At 72.5% G+C, this 14,595-nt stretch carries 15 protein-coding genes and 1 pseudogene; 7 read left to right on the plus strand and 9 right to left on the minus strand.

Annotated elements, in window-relative coordinates; all coding sequences use genetic code 11:
* Positions 1 to 22 precede the first annotated feature (22 nt).
* Genes ACFY1H_RS10120 through ACFY1H_RS10130 form a run of 3 tightly spaced genes read left to right on the plus strand, consistent with a single transcriptional unit; the run spans position 23 to position 3,161 of the window.
* The gene (locus tag ACFY1H_RS10120; RefSeq protein WP_386945871.1) at positions 23 to 1,144 is read left to right on the plus strand and encodes an LLM class flavin-dependent oxidoreductase; all 1,122 of its coding nucleotides are present in this window, start codon (positions 23 to 25) and stop codon (positions 1,142 to 1,144) included.
* Between the two features lie 11 nt (positions 1,145 to 1,155).
* Positions 1,156 to 2,496: an NtaA/DmoA family FMN-dependent monooxygenase gene (locus ACFY1H_RS10125; RefSeq protein WP_366587046.1), complete on the plus strand. Its 1,341-nt coding sequence runs from the start codon at positions 1,156 to 1,158 to the stop codon at positions 2,494 to 2,496.
* A gap of 41 nt (positions 2,497 to 2,537) precedes the next feature.
* Positions 2,538 to 3,161 carry a UdgX family uracil-DNA binding protein gene (locus ACFY1H_RS10130; RefSeq protein ID WP_386945874.1) on the plus strand — a complete coding sequence of 208 codons (624 nt, stop codon included), beginning with the start codon at positions 2,538 to 2,540 and terminating at the stop codon, positions 3,159 to 3,161.
* Positions 3,162 to 3,196: 35 nt separating this feature from the next.
* Here ACFY1H_RS10130 and ACFY1H_RS10135 read toward each other — a convergent pair whose 3' ends face one another.
* Positions 3,197 to 3,589: an STAS domain-containing protein gene (locus ACFY1H_RS10135; protein ID WP_386945876.1), complete on the minus strand. Its 393-nt coding sequence runs from the start codon at positions 3,587 to 3,589 to the stop codon at positions 3,197 to 3,199.
* A gap of 169 nt (positions 3,590 to 3,758) precedes the next feature.
* On the opposite strand from ACFY1H_RS10135, the gene ACFY1H_RS10140 reads away from it, so the two are divergent.
* The 3 genes from ACFY1H_RS10140 (at position 3,759) to ACFY1H_RS10150 (ending at position 4,698) form a co-directional block, all read left to right on the plus strand.
* The gene (locus tag ACFY1H_RS10140) at positions 3,759 to 4,025 is read left to right on the plus strand and encodes a DUF4235 domain-containing protein (RefSeq protein WP_366587052.1); all 267 of its coding nucleotides are present in this window, start codon (positions 3,759 to 3,761) and stop codon (positions 4,023 to 4,025) included.
* A 14-nt stretch (positions 4,026 to 4,039) separates the two neighbouring features.
* On the plus strand, positions 4,040 to 4,270 hold the full coding sequence (locus ACFY1H_RS10145; RefSeq protein ID WP_366587054.1) for a hypothetical protein: 231 nt from the start codon (positions 4,040 to 4,042) through the stop codon (positions 4,268 to 4,270).
* A 263-nt stretch (positions 4,271 to 4,533) separates the two neighbouring features.
* A complete protein-coding gene (locus ACFY1H_RS10150) occupies positions 4,534 to 4,698 on the plus strand; it encodes a hypothetical protein (protein ID WP_366587056.1) in 165 nt (54 codons plus the stop codon).
* Between the two features lie 372 nt (positions 4,699 to 5,070).
* Here ACFY1H_RS10150 and ACFY1H_RS10155 read toward each other — a convergent pair whose 3' ends face one another.
* The 8 genes and pseudogenes from ACFY1H_RS10155 to ACFY1H_RS10190 all read right to left on the minus strand — a co-directional run bounded on the left by ACFY1H_RS10155 (position 5,071) and on the right by ACFY1H_RS10190 (position 13,609).
* Positions 5,071 to 5,808 (minus strand): SDR family oxidoreductase, encoded by a 738-nt coding sequence (locus ACFY1H_RS10155; protein WP_386945878.1) that lies wholly within the window; start codon positions 5,806 to 5,808, stop codon positions 5,071 to 5,073.
* A gap of 26 nt (positions 5,809 to 5,834) precedes the next feature.
* Entirely contained in the window at positions 5,835 to 6,440 is a 606-nt protein-coding gene (locus tag ACFY1H_RS10160) for a VOC family protein (RefSeq protein WP_386945880.1), read from the minus strand.
* 96 nt (positions 6,441 to 6,536) lie between these two features.
* Positions 6,537 to 6,995 carry a DUF6328 family protein gene (locus ACFY1H_RS10165; RefSeq protein WP_366587063.1) on the minus strand — a complete coding sequence of 153 codons (459 nt, stop codon included), beginning with the start codon at positions 6,993 to 6,995 and terminating at the stop codon, positions 6,537 to 6,539.
* Between the two features lie 288 nt (positions 6,996 to 7,283).
* Complete coding sequence (locus tag ACFY1H_RS10170) at positions 7,284 to 7,814, minus strand: hydantoinase B/oxoprolinase family protein (RefSeq protein WP_386945964.1); 531 nt, start codon at positions 7,812 to 7,814, stop codon at positions 7,284 to 7,286.
* Positions 7,815 to 7,839: 25 nt separating this feature from the next.
* Positions 7,840 to 8,868, minus strand: a pseudogene (locus ACFY1H_RS10175) (hydantoinase B/oxoprolinase family protein); the annotation flags it as partial.
* Positions 8,865 to 10,997: a hydantoinase/oxoprolinase family protein gene (locus ACFY1H_RS10180; protein WP_386945882.1), complete on the minus strand. Its 2,133-nt coding sequence runs from the start codon at positions 10,995 to 10,997 to the stop codon at positions 8,865 to 8,867. The gene ACFY1H_RS10180 and the pseudogene ACFY1H_RS10175, both read right to left, overlap by 4 nt.
* Positions 10,998 to 11,000: 3 nt before the next feature.
* Complete coding sequence (locus ACFY1H_RS10185) at positions 11,001 to 12,281, minus strand: MFS transporter (protein ID WP_386945884.1); 1,281 nt, start codon at positions 12,279 to 12,281, stop codon at positions 11,001 to 11,003.
* 53 nt (positions 12,282 to 12,334) lie between these two features.
* Positions 12,335 to 13,609, minus strand: coding sequence for a lyase family protein (locus ACFY1H_RS10190; protein ID WP_386945886.1), 1,275 nt, complete (start codon positions 13,607 to 13,609; stop codon positions 12,335 to 12,337).
* A gap of 126 nt (positions 13,610 to 13,735) precedes the next feature.
* Here ACFY1H_RS10190 and ACFY1H_RS10195 point away from each other — a divergent pair, with 126 nt between their 5' ends.
* Positions 13,736 to 14,503 carry an IclR family transcriptional regulator gene (locus ACFY1H_RS10195; protein ID WP_386945888.1) on the plus strand — a complete coding sequence of 256 codons (768 nt, stop codon included), beginning with the start codon at positions 13,736 to 13,738 and terminating at the stop codon, positions 14,501 to 14,503.
* Positions 14,504 to 14,595 lie beyond the last annotated feature (92 nt).

Below are 14,595 nucleotides of genomic sequence, written 5' to 3' on the forward strand. Positions count from 1 at the left end.
GCCGAGCGGAAAGGACGCGCACATGGCAGGTGGACCCTTGCTCGCCGTCGCACTGGAGGGGGCCGGCTGGCACCCGGCGGCGTGGCGGGAGCCGGCGGCACGGCCGGCCGAGCTGCTCACGGCCGGGTACTGGACCGACCTGGTGCAGGAGGCCGAAGCGGCGAAGCTGGACTTCGTCACCTTCGAAGACTTCCTGTCCCTGCGCACCGACGCACGCGGCCCGTTCGAGGACCGCGCCGACGTCGTGCAGGGCCGGCTCGACGCGGTGCTCATCGCGTCGCGGGTCGCGCCGCTGACCTCGCGCATCGGGCTGGTGCCGACGGCCGTCGTCACCCACACGGAGCCGTTCCACCTGTCGAAGGCCATCGCGACGCTCGACTTCGTCAGCGGCGGCCGCGCGGGCGTGCGCGTGCAGGTGTCGCGCCACGAGGAGGAGTACCGCAACTTCGGCCGGCGCGAACCGGCCGACGCGGCGGACCTGTTCGACGAGGCCGCCGACTACGTCGAGGTGCTGCGCCGGCTCTGGGACAGCTGGGAGGACGACGCGGAGATCCGCGATGTCGCCACCGGCCGGTTCGTCGACCGCGAGAAACTGCACTACATCGACTTCGAGGGCCGCTGGTTCTCGGTGAAGGGCCCGTCGATCACGCCCCGGCCGCCGCAGGGCCAGCCGCCCGTCGCCGCCCTCGCGCACAACGACCGGGCCTACCGGCTGGCCGGCAAGGCCGCCGACCTCGTGTACGTGACACCGCAGGACCGGTCGGACGTCACGAAGATCCGCGCTGCCGTGGACGAGCGGCTGCGCGTGTTCGCCGACCTCGTGGTGTTCCTCGACGAAAAGCCGGGCGCGGCCGCCGATCGCAAGGCGCGCCTCGACGACGTCGCGGGCGCCGAATACACCTCCGACGCGCGCGTGTTCACCGGCACGCCCGCCGAGCTCGCCGACCTGCTGCTCGACTGGCACGCCGCCGGCCTGACCGGGTTCCGCCTGCGGCCGGGCGCGCTGCCCGACGACCTCACCGCCGTCACGCGCGGCCTCGTGCCCGAGCTGCGCGGGCGCGGCGCGTTCCGCCACGACTACGAAGCCGCCACGCTGCGGGGCCTGCTCGGCCTGCCCCGCCCCGCGAACCGCTACGCCGCCTGAGGAGGGACCCGATGACCGAGCCGAAGCAGATCCACCTCGCGGCGCACTTCCCGGGCGTCAACAACACCACCGTGTGGAGCGACCCGGAGGCGGGCAGCCACATCGAGTTCAGCTCGTTCGTGAAGCTCGCGCAGACGGCCGAGCGCGCCAAGTTCGACTTCTTCTTCCTCGCCGAAGGCCTGCGGCTGCGCGAGCAGAACGGCCTCATCTACGACCTCGACGTCGTCGGGCGCCCGGACACGTTCACGGTGCTCTCGGCGCTCGCCGCGGTCACCGAACGGCTGGGGCTCGCGGGCACGATCAACTCGACGTTCAACGAGCCGTTCGAGGTGGCGCGCCAGTTCGCCTCGCTGGATCACCTTTCGGCCGGGCGCGCGGCGTGGAACGTCGTGACGTCGTGGGACGCCTTCACCGGCGAGAACTTCCGCCGCGGCGGCTTCCTGCCGCAGGACCAGCGGTACTCGCGCGCCGAGACGTTCCTGCGCACGGCGTGGGAGCTGTTCGACTCCTGGCGCGGTGACGAGGTCGTCGCGGACAAGGCGAGCGGCCGCTTCCTGTCCGACGCCCACGCCGGCGCGTTCTCCCACCACGACCAGCATTTCACCATCGACGGCCGCTTCCCCGTGCCGCGCGGGCCGCAGGGCCGCCCGGTCACCATCCAGGCCGGCGACTCCGACGAGGGCCGCGAGTTCGCCGCCGCCACGGCCGACGCCATCTTCAGCCGCTACGGCACGCTCGAGACCGGCCGGCCGTTCTACCGCGACGTGAAGGGCCGCCTCGCGAAGTACGGGCGCACACCCGACCAGCTCGTGATCATGCCCGCGGCGACCTTCGTCCTCGGCGACACCGACGCCGACGCCCACGAGAAGGCCCACGAGGTGCGGCTGCAGCAGGTCAGCGAGCAGACGGCGATCAAGTTCCTCGAACAGCTGTGGAACACCGACCTGTCCGAGCACGACCCGAACGGCCCGCTGCCCGACTTCGACCCCGTCGTCGGCGAGGACCTGATCTCGAAGGGCCGCGCCAGCGTGCGGATGTACCGCGACCCGCTGGCCACGGCCAAGGAATGGCGCCAGCTCGCGGAGGCCAAGAACCTCACCGCGCGGGAGGTCATCATCGAGGTCACCGGGCGCCAGACGTTCATCGGCTCCCCGACGACCGTCGCGACCGCCATCAACGACCTCGTGCAGAACGACGCCGCCGACGGCTTCATCCTCGTGCCCCACGTGACGCCGGGCGGGCTCGACGAGTTCGCCGACACCGTGGTGCCCCTGCTGCAGGACCGCGGGGTGTTCCGGACGGAGTACTCGGGAACGACGCTGCGGGACCACCTGGGGCTTTCGCTGCCCTGACCCCGCGTGTGCCGGCGACTCCGGGCGGGTACCCGGTGGCCATGCCGACGACCCGCCCGGACGGCGCCGCACCGCCGGACACCGCCGACCTCACCCGCCTGCGCCGGGCGGCCGCGGACTGCACGGGATGCGGCCTCCACCGCGCGGCCACACAGACGGTCTTCGGCGAGGGACCGCGGCACGCCGAGATCCTGGTCGCCGGCGAACAGCCCGGCGACCAGGAGGACCGGCAGGGCAAACCGTTCGTCGGCCCCGCGGGCAGGCTCTTCGACGAGGCGCTCACCGAAGCCGGCTTCGAGCGCGAAGCCTTGTACGTCACCAACGTCGTGAAGCACTTCAAGTTCACCGAACGCGGCAAGCGGCGCATCCACGCGAAGCCTTCGCGCCCGGAGGTCGTCGCGTGCCGGCCGTGGCTGCTCGCCGAACTGCGCGCGGTGCGGCCGCGGCTGCTGCTCCTGCTGGGCGCCACGGCCGCCCAGTCGGTGTACGGGCCGTCGTTCCGCATCACCCGGCGGCGCGGTGAACCGCTGGCGCCGCCCGACGAGTACGCCGGCCTCTTCGACGTCGCGTTGGCCACCGTGCATCCGGCAGCGGTGTTGCGCGCGCCGGATCGGGAGGCGGCGCGGGCGGAGTTCGTCGCCGACCTCCGGAGCGCCGCGCGGTGACCTCCGCGCGCGCGGCCCCGAAATGACTTCCGCCGTCAGGAGCGCAGCCGCGAAACGATCCCCAGCCACGCCTTCGCGTCGGCCAGGTCGTGGTGGATCTGCAGCACGCGGTCGAGCCCGAGCATCCGCAGGGGGCGCAGCACGGCGAGCCGGGCGGTGACGATCGCGTAGGGCACCGCCGCGGCGCGGGCGGCCTCGTGGGCGCGGACGAGGGTGCTGATGCCGTCGGAGGAGCAGAAGGTGACCTCGCGCAGGTCGATGAGCAGCACGTGGGGCCCGAGTTCGAGCTCCACGGCCAGCTGCCCGGCGAGCCGGCCGGCGATCGTCGCGTCGACGTCGCCGCGGACGGCCACGGTGGTGTTCTCGGCGGTGGCGACCACGACGACGACCGGCGGGTTCGCGGGGGCGTCCCGAAGGGGTTCCGCCACGGCAGGCCTCCCTCCACGCATCGGGCGGAGACGCAGGCCAGGCCGGTCTCCGGAGTCCTCGGCACGGGCCGGGACGACGGCAGACGGCTTCTGGTTGAACCGCGGTCACCGAAGCTTACGCGGTCGAGGCCGAGGTTGGGTCCCGCTCGGTCCGGGGTACCCGGCCGGGATGAAGAGGACGTTGTACAAACCGTTGAACTTCGCCGTCAGCGCGCTCGGCGGTCTCGTCGCCGGCCAGGTCTTCAAGCTGCTGTGGCAGCGCGTCTCCGGCGAGGACGACGCCCCGAGCGCGACGGACAAGCACCGCAGCTGGCAGGAGATCCTCATCGCCGCGGCCGTGCAGGGCGCGATCTTCGGCGTGGTGGAGGCCGCCGCCGAACGCGCCGGCGCCGTCGGCTACGAAAAGGCCAGCGGCGAATGGCCCGGCGACGACTGACCCCGGGAGCCACCGTGGACGACGAACAACTCACCCCCGGCGCCCACCCCGCCGCCGACGAGGACTCGAGCGGCAACCGCCCGCCGCCGGCACAGCGGAACGACCGCGACACGCCTCTCGAGGACGAGCACGGCCGGTCCCGCCGCGGCCACCCGGGCGGCTCGGAGAACTTCCGCGGCGACCTGGATCCGAGGCGAAGGGTCGCTCGCGGTGAACGCGGTTCACCGAAGCACCGCCCCACCTGATCGTGATTGTCCACATCGGACGTCCACTGAGCTGAGCTCGCCGGAACCCGCTGGCCTTCAGGGGTGCGGGCCGGATGGGGCACTTCAGGATCGGCGAGGGGCGGCGGACATCCGGGCGTCGCCGTCGGTCTGCCGCCCCCGGGGCGATCGGGTGCCGGCCGGATGCGCAACCCCTCACCTTCCGGGTGAAGCGGAGTCGCGTTTGCTTGCCGCGGGGGCGGGTATCCGGAATCGTTGTGGGGCACTAGAGAACGGAGGCGCCAATGACCATGGCCGAACAGGAGATCCGACAACAGCCGGACGCGGACGCCGAACCCACGTCACGCACTGCCGAGCTGCCGGGGCAGAACCGCTGGGAAGCGGGTAACGAGATCCGGATCGCCGCGCAGCGCGCTGGACGCGAGTGGCAGCAGCCGGAAACCGACTGACCTGCCGTTTTCGGCCACTCCCCCGTCCCCGAGCATCACTTCGGTGTGGCCCGATCACCCCTCGGCAGACTGACCTCGACCCGTGCGCGACACGGCGCGGAGCCGGCGCGGCCTGGCCGAACGGGCACGTCCGGCTCGGCACGACCAGGGCCGCAACGACGTACGGTGGCGGCCGCCCACGAAGCGGCCGCACCGGCTCCGGCGCCGAGCCTCACGAACTGCCTTCCGGCCGGTTGATCGGCACCGATCCCGAGCTCGTCGCGCCAGACGGCGTCGAACTCCTGGGCCTCGCCACCACGGCTCGACAGTCCTCAATGGACTCGCAGCCGAATCCGCGTCCGGGGGAACTGAGCCTTGCCCACCGCGCCCGGCTCAGAACGCGAACTGCTGCCCACCATCGATGTCATACGTGGCACCCGTCAGCGCCGTGTTGATCATCAGGTGCACCGCCAGCGCCCCGACGTCCACCGGGGTCACGACCCGGCCGATCGGCAACGTGGCCCGCAGTTCGGCGCGCCGATCGTCCAGCCCCTCTCCCAGCAGGGACGCGGACAGTGGCGTGTCCACGAACCCCGCGGCGATCAGGTTCACGCGCACCGGCGCGATCTCCAGGGCGAGCGTCGCCGCGAACGGAGGCAGGGCGGCGGTGGCCGAGGACACGATGCCGAGCGCGCGGTTCACCCGCCGGCCGCCGGTGCCGCCCATCAGGACGAGTGAGCCGCCCGGAGGCATCTTCGGGGCGGCGTTGCGGGCGGCTTCGAGGCCGACCACCAGGTGGTCGCTCAGCGCGTCGCGGATCTCGGCCGCGGTCATCTCCAGCAGCGGCCCGTAGTGCGGCGCGCCCGCCGTGATCATGACGTGGTCGACCGCGGCCAGGCCCCGGAAGAACGCGGCCATCGCCGCCGGGTCGGTCGCGTCGAAGGCCGCGGTGTCCTGCGCGCCGACGTCGGCCGCGGCCTTGCCGAGCTTCTCCGGGCTGCGCCCGGTCAGCACGACCTGTGCGCCCTCGGCCCGCGCGAGCCGCGCGGTCTCCAGGCCGATCCCCGCGCTGCCCCCGATGACGACGACCGTCTGGCCCGCCAGACCCCGCCCGCGCTCGACGTCCGCCATCCGTCCTCCGTGGTCGTGACAAGCCCTCAGAGCGGCAGTTCCGTGCCCGCCTGCTCCGCCACCATGTACCGGCTGTACCAGTCCGGCCAGTTCGCGTCGGCCTCGCCGGTGCGTTTCTCGTGCTCGCCGTGCGCCACCGACGCGCGGCGCATCGCGTCGGCCAGGTCGCTCACCGACGCGAACGAAGTCTCCGCCGCGTCGACCCGCCCGGGCAGCCGGGTGGTGATCTCCTGCAGCTGCCACTGGTTCCCGTCGGGATCGGCGAACGTGGCCTGCGACCGGTAGCTGGTGCGATCCGGGTCCAGCCCGGGCTCCGGTCCCTCCGGGCCGAAGTGGAAGATCTCGCTCACGGTCACGCCGGCGGCGACCAGCGCGGCGCGCGTCGCCTCGATGTCGGAGACGACCGCGTACCCCTTCGCCGACCCGGGTTTCGCGTCCGTGAGGTTCGAACCGAACTGGACCGAGCACGGCGACCCGTGCGGGGTCAGCTGCACGACCCACGGCGGCGTCTCGTCGAGCCGCCAGCCGATTCCCGTGTAGAACGCCTTGGCCCGCTCGACATCCGCGACGGGGATCACGAGCACCTCGACCTTCATGTCGACGTTCTCGAGCCCGCTCTCCGAAGTGGTCATCCCGCCTCCTGTGGCAACGCAGGCGCCCCAGCGTAGCCGGTGCGTCCCGGAGCGGGCCCGGCATTGAAAATGTCCCCACCGATCGGGTTCGGCCGCTCACCCGCGTTTGAGCGAACGCGGCATGACACCCCAGAAGACGACGAACAGCAAGAAGGCGAAGCCGGCCACGCCGAACATCGCCGCCGCGCCGTAGACGACCTTCGCGATGAGCGCGACCGTCACCGTGATGGCCAGCGCCAGGCACGCCAGCCCGGCGACCACCACGCGGTTGCCCACGGCCACGATGTGCTCGCGGCTGCCCGTCCGGAACAGCAGCCGGTGCCAGGCCGCGGGCGCGGTCAGCAACGCCGTCGCCGCCACCGCGAGCACGACGGCCGCCATGTGCAGGCCCTTCTCGAACCCGCTCGCCTCGCGGAACAGGGACGTGAACACCACCGAAAGCAGGAACCCGAAGAGGATCTGCACCCCGGCCTGGGCCACGCGCAGCTCCTGGAGGAGCTCGTTCACGTTCCGCCCGAGCTTCTCGTCGCGGGTCTCGCCGGAGTGCTCCGTCACCTGTCCGAGTGTAAGCAGGACCGGCGAAGACGGCAGCGCACGCCAAAGTTTCACCGGCGGCGGAAGGGGTAGTCGAATTTCAGGCGCGGCTCGCGGTCCCAGCCAAGCCGCGCCGACCGGGCGTCGCCGGTCCACGAGGTCGGCGACGCCCTTCCACCTGCCCGGAGAACGCGGGATTCCCGCACCGTCCACATCGGCCGGTGCGGGAATTCCCGTTACTCCGTCAGGGAATCTCGCTCCCGCACGGGCTCGTGCGCCGGGTCGCGGTCAGCGCTTCCAGGTCCACCGTCACGCCGTACACGTCGAGTGCCTCCTCCACGGAGAGCAGCTCGTCCCGCACGTCGCGCAGCACCGCCTCGACCGGACGGTCCACAGGGGACCCGTGCCCACCGCCGCCGGCTGTGCGGAGGGTGACCGTGGGTGCACCGGCGGCTGGGCCGCGAGGCCGCCCGCGAGGCCGAACGGCGGGTGGCTCTGCTGGTGACACCCGGCCGCGAGGGTGAGCCCGCTGCCCGCCCGCGGCGGCCGCAGCGTGACCACCTGCCCGTGCTCGCCCCGGAACCGGCCCGCGCCGGCCGTCCCCGGTGCCAGTTCCTTCCGCCCGATCCGCGCCCCGGTGGTGGTTTCGTAGATCTCGACCGGGATGCTCGACGAGCTCGTCGGGTAGCAGATCGCGTCGACCCCGTCGCCGCCGTGGCCCGCGCCCAAGCCGCCGCCGGTGAAGGCGAGCGAGCTGACGGCGACGTCGTGCGCACCGGTGCCGATGAGCCGCAGGCTGCTCTTGAACCCGCCCGCCGCCGGGATCCGCTCGGGCAGCACGCCCGCGAGCGCCGCCCTGCACCAGCGGGATGACGTGCCAGCCGACCTTGGTCCGGTCGTTCACCGACGCCGGGTGCACGGGGTTGAGCACCGAGCCGGACGGCGCCTGCACCCGCACCGGGCGGAACAGGCCCTGGTTGCTCGGGATCTGCGGGGTCAGCAGGCAGTTCAGCGCGTACGTGGTGCGCGCGGTCGTGAACGTCAGCGTCGAGTTGATCCCGCCGTGGGGGTGCTGCGGCGGCACGCGCACGTAGTCGACCAGCAGGTCACTCCCGGACACGGCCAGCTCGACCCCGAGCGTCAGCTCGCCGTCCAGCTCGTCGAACGTCAGCTCGAACGGGTAGGTGCCGTCCGGAATGGACTCGATGGTCGCGCGCATCGCCTTCTCCGCGCGGGACTGCACGGCGTCGGACAGCTGCTGCAGGTCGTCGAGGCCGTACTCGTCGAGCAGGTCGACGGTGTGGGCTGCGGCCACGGAGTTCGCGGTCACGATCGCGTTGATGTCGCCGATCACCAGCTCCGGCGTGCGCACACTCCCCCGCAGCGTGGAGAACACCGCTTCGTTGCGCACACCCGCGTCGTACAGCTTCAGCGGCGGGAAGTACACGCCCTCCTCGTAGACGCTGCGGGCCTCGGACTGGTTGAGCAGGCCGCCGATGTCGCTCACGTGCGCGATGGACCCCGCGAACCCGACCACACGGCCGCGCTTGAAGAACGGCGTCACGACGGCCACGTCCGGCAGGTGCCCGGCGCCGATCCACGGGTCGTTGGTGAACAGCACGTCGCCCTCGCGCAGCGTTTCGGCGGGGAACGTCTCCAGCAGCGCCGCGGTGAGGTGCGGCAGGGTGAGGTTGAACGTCGGGTTGCTGGTCACGGCGTGGGCGACGGACCAGGCGCGGGCGTCCATGATCTCGCAGCCGAGGTCGTTGCCGGTGGACACGACGGTGCTGAACGCGGTGCGCCGCAGCACCGTCTGCATCTCGTCGGCCAGCGTCACGAGCCGGCCCCACACCACTTCGAGCGTGATCGGGTCGTCGAAGACGGATCGGTTCACGGCTGCGCCTCCGTTCGGGTGACCACCAGGTTGCGGTACTCGTCGACCACGGCCGTGCTGCCGGGCGCGACGAGCACCGTGGACTCGCGTTCCTCGACCAGCGCCGGACCCGCCACGGTCATCCCCGGCACCAGCGTGTACCGGTCGTACACGGGGGTGTCCACAAAGGAACCGAGCTCGATCCAGTACGCCGGGCGAGTGTGCTTCGGCACCGGGTCCTCGCCGGCACCGGCGCTGCGCCGTTCGACTGCGACCTCGGCGAGCCGGCCGCTCGCCACCACGCGCCACGTCATGACCTCCACGGGGATGTCGTCGTGCGCGTGGCCGTAGAGATCGGTGTAGGCCTTGAGGAACCGCGTACGGACCTCGTCGCGGCACGACGCGTCGAGCTCACCGGCCGGCAGCGGCACGGAGATCTCGTTGATCTGCCCGGCGAACCGCGCCGACACCTGGCGTTCGAGCGTCACGTCCGCGCGGGCCACCCCGGCCTCGGCGACCACGTCGCGGCCCTGCTCCTCCAGCTCGGTGACGAGCCGGCCGACGGCGTCCCAGTCGGTGGTGTCGAGCAGCTGCGGCTGCGAGCGCGAGAACTCGAACGACACCGGCGCCACGAGGAACCCGATCGCCGAGAGCACCCCGGCGGCCAGCGGGTAGAGGATCCGCTCGTTGCCGAGCAGCCGGGCCACCGACGCGGCGTGGATCGGGCCCGCTCCCCCGGACGCGAGCAGCGCGTAGGACCGCGGGTCGCCCCCGCGTTCGACGATATGCAGCTTCGCCGCGGCGGCCATGTTCTCCACCACGAGCTGGTGGATGCCCCACGCCGCCTCCGTGCGGGAGACGCCGAGCGGCGCGGCGACGTGCTCGTCGATCGCGCGTTCGGCGGCCGCCCGGTCGAGGGTCATCTCGCCGCCGAGGAAGCTCGCGGGGTCGAGGTAGTCGAGCACGAGGGCGGCGTCGGTGACCGTCGGCAGAGTGCCGCCGAGGCCGTAGCAGGCGGGGCCGGGCGCGGCGCCCGCCGACTGGGGACCGACCTTGAGCAGGCCGAGCTCGTCGATCCACGCGATGCTGCCACCGCCGGCGCCGATCTCCAGCATCTCCACGGACGGGAACTGGATCGGCAGACCGGAGCCCTTCTTGAAGCGGTGCACCCGCGCGACTTCCAGCTGGTGCGAGATCGCGGGCCGGCCGTCCTCGATGAGGCAGATCTTCGCGGTGGTGCCGCCCATGTCGAACGCGATGAGGTCGCGCTCGCCGCACAGGCCGCCGTAGTGCGCCGCGCCGATCGCGCCGCCCGCCGGCCCGGACTCGATGAGCCGCACGGGCAGCTCGGACACGGTCTCCACCGTCGCGATCCCGCCCGAGGACAGCATCAGGTAGAGCCGGCCGCGGTAGCCGGTCTCGGCGAACGCCGTGGCCAGCGCGCGCAGGTATTCGCGGGTCAGCGGGCGCACGTAGGCGTTGGCCACGGTCGTGCTGGTGCGTTCGTACTCGCGGATCTCGGGCGCGACCTCGCTGGAGACGGAGATGTCGGCCTCGGGCCAGAGCTTGCGCACCAGGTCCGCCGCCGCGCGCTCGTTCTCGGGGTTGCGGTAGGAGTGCAGGAACGAGATGGCGACGCTCGAGAGCTCCGGCGCGCCCGGATCGCCGCGGCGGTCTTTCGCGTCCTCCTCCCGGATCCGCGCCAGCGCCGCGGCCACGTCGGCTTCGCGGACTTCGGCGACGATCTCACCGGTGTGCTCGGTCCGTTCGCCGATCTCGCGCCGCAGGTAGCGCGGCACGAGCGGTTCGGGAAAGCGCAGGGCCAGGTCGTAGATGTCGTAGCGCTGCTCGGTGCGCAGCGCCAGTGTGTCGCGGAAGCCCTCGGTGGTCAGCAGCGCGACCTTGGCGCCCTTGCGTTCGATCAGCGCGTTGGTCACCAGGGTGGTCCCGTGGATGACGTTGGTCAGCGCCTCGGCGCCGACGCCCGCGCGTTCCAGCAAGGTCCGGGAGCCGTGCAGCGAGGCGCGGGACGGGTCGTCCGGGGTGGTGAGGCACTTGAAGATCTCGAGTGCGCCCGTCTCGGTGTCGAGCAGGGCGAAGTCGGTGAACGTGCCGCCGATGTCGAAGGCCAGCCGGTAGGTGGGTGCCACGGGTCAGGATTCCTTTCGCTGGCCGGTCAGGGGCCGGGCGCCGGTTTCGATGGCGAAGCCGCGGCTTTCGGGGATGCCCTTGACGAGGAACGGGAGCGCGATCACGGCGATCAGCACGCCGTAGAGGGCGGGCAGGAGCTTGCCGCCGGCGTCGAGCAGCACGGCGTCGAGCAGCGGCGCGGTACCGGCGAACACGGCGTAGGAGAAGGTGTAGGCGATCGAGCCGGCGGAGTAGCGGACCTCCGGCGGGAAGACCTCGGCGTTGGTCACGTTGCCCGCGGCCTGCACGCCGGCGACCGGGATGACCAGCAGCGCCTGCGCCACGCAGACCAGCGGCAGGTTCCCGCCCGCGATCAGCAGGTAGGCCGGCACGGTGAGGACGGGGATCGCGACGGCCGCGGTGATCATCACCGGCTTGCGGCCCACCCGGTCGGTGAGGGCGCCGAACCCGACGCAGGACACGGCGAACGTGACGAACGCGAAGAGGCTGATCCACAGGGCCGTGGTCGAGGACAGGCCCGCGACCTTGGTCATGTACGTGGGCATGTAGCCGAGCAGGGTGTGGAAGCCGATGCCGACGAGTGCGTAGAAGACGATCAGCACGCCGATCGTGCGGCCGTGGCGGCGCAGCGTCTCCCGGAACGAGACGGCCGCCTTCTCCCGCGTCCGCAGGTGCACGCCGGTTTCGGCCAGGCGCAGCCGCAGGTAGATCCCGCCGCACGCGAGCACCCCGCCCGCGACGAACGGCCAGCGCCAGCCGCCGGAGGCGTAGAAGTCCTCGTTCAGGCGGAACAGCAGCACCACCAGGGTCGCGATGGCCGTGCCGACGCTGCCGAAGCACAGCACGATGTTCACGTACAGGCCGCGTTTCCCGGCCGGTGCGGACTCGGCGGCGTAGGTCGCGGCGCCGGTCAGCTCGCTCGCCGCCGCGAAGCCCTGCACGAGACGGCAGAGCGTGAGCAGCAGCGGCGCGGCGAAGCCGATCGTCGCGTACGGCGGGATCACGCCGATGAGCGCGGTGGACAGTCCCATCAGGACCAGGGAGACGGCGAGCGCGGTGCGGCGGCCGTGGCGGTCGCCGATGCGGCCCATCACCACGCCGCCGACCGGGCGGGCGAAGAAGGACACGCCGTAGATCGCCAGCGTGCCGAGCAGCGCCGCGGTCGGGTTGGTGCCCGGGAAGAACTGGGTGGCGATGATCGCGGTCGAGAACCCGTAGAGCGCGAAGTCGAACCACTCCACGAAGGTGCCGACCGACAACGCGAAGGTGGTCTTCGCGCTCATTCTCGCCACTGGAGCCGGCTCGGTGGCGCCGGATTCGGTGCGTGCCATCGGTTTCATGAGGACTCTCCTGCGGAGGCGGAGGTGGCCGCGCCGACGGCGGTGCGATAGCCCGCCGTGGTCGCGAGGGTCACGTACTCGTCGAGTGCGCCGGCGGCGTTGCGCGCCACGGCTTCCTCGTCCCACTGCAGCCGGGCCACGCACTTCTCGCGGAAGATCGTGGCCGCGGCGGCGAGGTCCTCGAACGCGCCGACGAGCGCGTCGAGGACCACCGGTTCCATCACGTTCAGCTCGAGCTCGCCGGCGTCGGCGGCCGCGTCGACGGTCGCGGCGGCCCCGCGGACGCGGAAACCGAGCTGCAGCACCAGTTCCGGCACGACGGGGTTGACCTTGCCCGGCATGATCGACGAGCCCGCCTGCAGCTCCGGCAGCCGCACCTCGCCGAAGCCGCCGACCGGGCCGGACGAGAGCAGCCGCAGATCGCGGGCGATCTTGCCGAGCACGCCGGACGCGCGGACGAGCGCGGCGGCGACGGTGGCGTAGGCGTCGAGGTGGGCCAGGGCGTCGAAGTAGTCCTCGGCCGGTTTCAGGGAGCGTCCGGACAGGTCGGCGAGGTGGCGCACGGCCAGCTCCGCGTAGCCGGCGGGGCTGCCGATACCGGTGCCGACGGCCGTGGCGCCGAGGGGGACTTCCGCCAGGGCAGCCACTGCTTGGGCCACGGCGTCACGCGTGCGGCGGATCGCGTGGGCGTGGCCGCGGTGGGTCTGGGCGACGGTGAGCACGACCGCGTCCTGCAGGCAGGTGCGGCCCAAGCGCACCAGCGCGCCCTGGTCGGCGGCCAGCGCGTCGAACGCATCGGCGAGCCGGCCGAGTGCCGTCGTGACGGGTTCGGCCAGCTCGGTCAGGGCGAGCGCCATCGCGGTGGGGTAGGTGTCGTTCGTGGACTGCGAGCGGTTGACGTGGTCGTTGGGGTGCACCGAAAGCGGCTCCCCCGACTCGCGCAGCAGCTGCTCGGCGCGGGCGGCGAGGACCTCGTTCACGTTCATGTTGGTCGACGTCCCGCCGCCGCCCTGTACGAGCGTGAGCGGAAACTGGTCGCGGTGGTGCCCCACGCCGACCTCGTCCGCGGCGTGTGCGATGGCGTCGGCGCGCGCGGCGTCGAGCACCCCCAGCTCCGCGTTGGCGCGCGCGGCGGCGGCCTTGACCTGGGCGTACGCGGTGAGGAACGCCGGCACGTCGGCCAGGTGCCGGCCGTGGGCCGGGAGGTGGGCGAGCGCCTTGCGGGTCTGCTCGCCGAACAGTGCGGCCCCGGACGGGGCGGTGATGGACATGGCCGGGGAGTCTGCGATCCGCGGCCCGTCCGAGGCCATCGGTGTTGCCGCGAGAGCACTCTGAATCGTCTCAGTGTGCTCTGTTGGCTACTTGTGTAGTGCTCACAGCACCACTACCGTCGGGGCATGGCCGAAAACTCCGACACCTCGACCGTCGGCCGCGTGGCCGCCGTGCTCCGCACCCTCGGCGAGGACGAGCGTCACCCCGAGCTGTCCGGGGCCGAGATCGCCCGCCGCGTGGGCCGGGAGCGCAGCCAGATCTCGCGGATGCTCAAGGCGCTGGCCGCCCACGGGCTCGTGGAGCAGAACCCCGAGACGCGGGGTTACCGGCTCGGCTGGCAGCTGCACGTGCTCGCGGCGCGCGCCGGCGACCAGCGCCTGCTCGGCAGCGGCACGGCCGTGCTGCGCGCGGTGGTGGCCGAGACGGGCGAAAGCGCGCTGCTGTCGATCCTGCAGGGCGACCAGTCGTTCACGATCCTGCGCGAGCGGTCGCCGCACACCGTGCAGGCCGGCGGCTGGGTCGGGCGCACCTCTCCGCTGCACGTGACCGCGTCGGGCCGCGCGCTGATCCTCGACCACGAGGACGACGACATCCGCGCGCTGCTCGCGCGCACGCCGCCGGGCGAGTTCGGCCCGCGCGCGCTGCGCAGCGTCTCCGAGGTGCTCGAACGGCTGCACCACGAGCGCCAGGAGAGCTGCACCGTGGCGATCGACGAGCTGGAGGGCGGGCTGCTGTCGGTCGGCGCGCCGGTGCGGGACGCGACCGGGCGGATCATCGCGTCGCTCAACGTGTCCGCCCCGACGAGCCGCGCGCTGGACCGCCTCGCCGAGCTCAGCGCGACGACCAAGGTCGCCGCACGCCGGCTCAGCGCCATCATGAGCCGCGCGTCGTGATGGCCGTGCTGTCAGAGCAGCACCACGTGACGGCACAGCCACCGCCCGCCTAGACTCGCCGGCGATTCCACTGTGGACCGTCGAGGGAGTGC

The sequence above is a fragment of the Amycolatopsis sp. NPDC001319 genome, assembly GCF_042896185.1.
Classification (GTDB): Bacteria; Actinomycetota; Actinomycetes; order Mycobacteriales; family Pseudonocardiaceae; genus Amycolatopsis.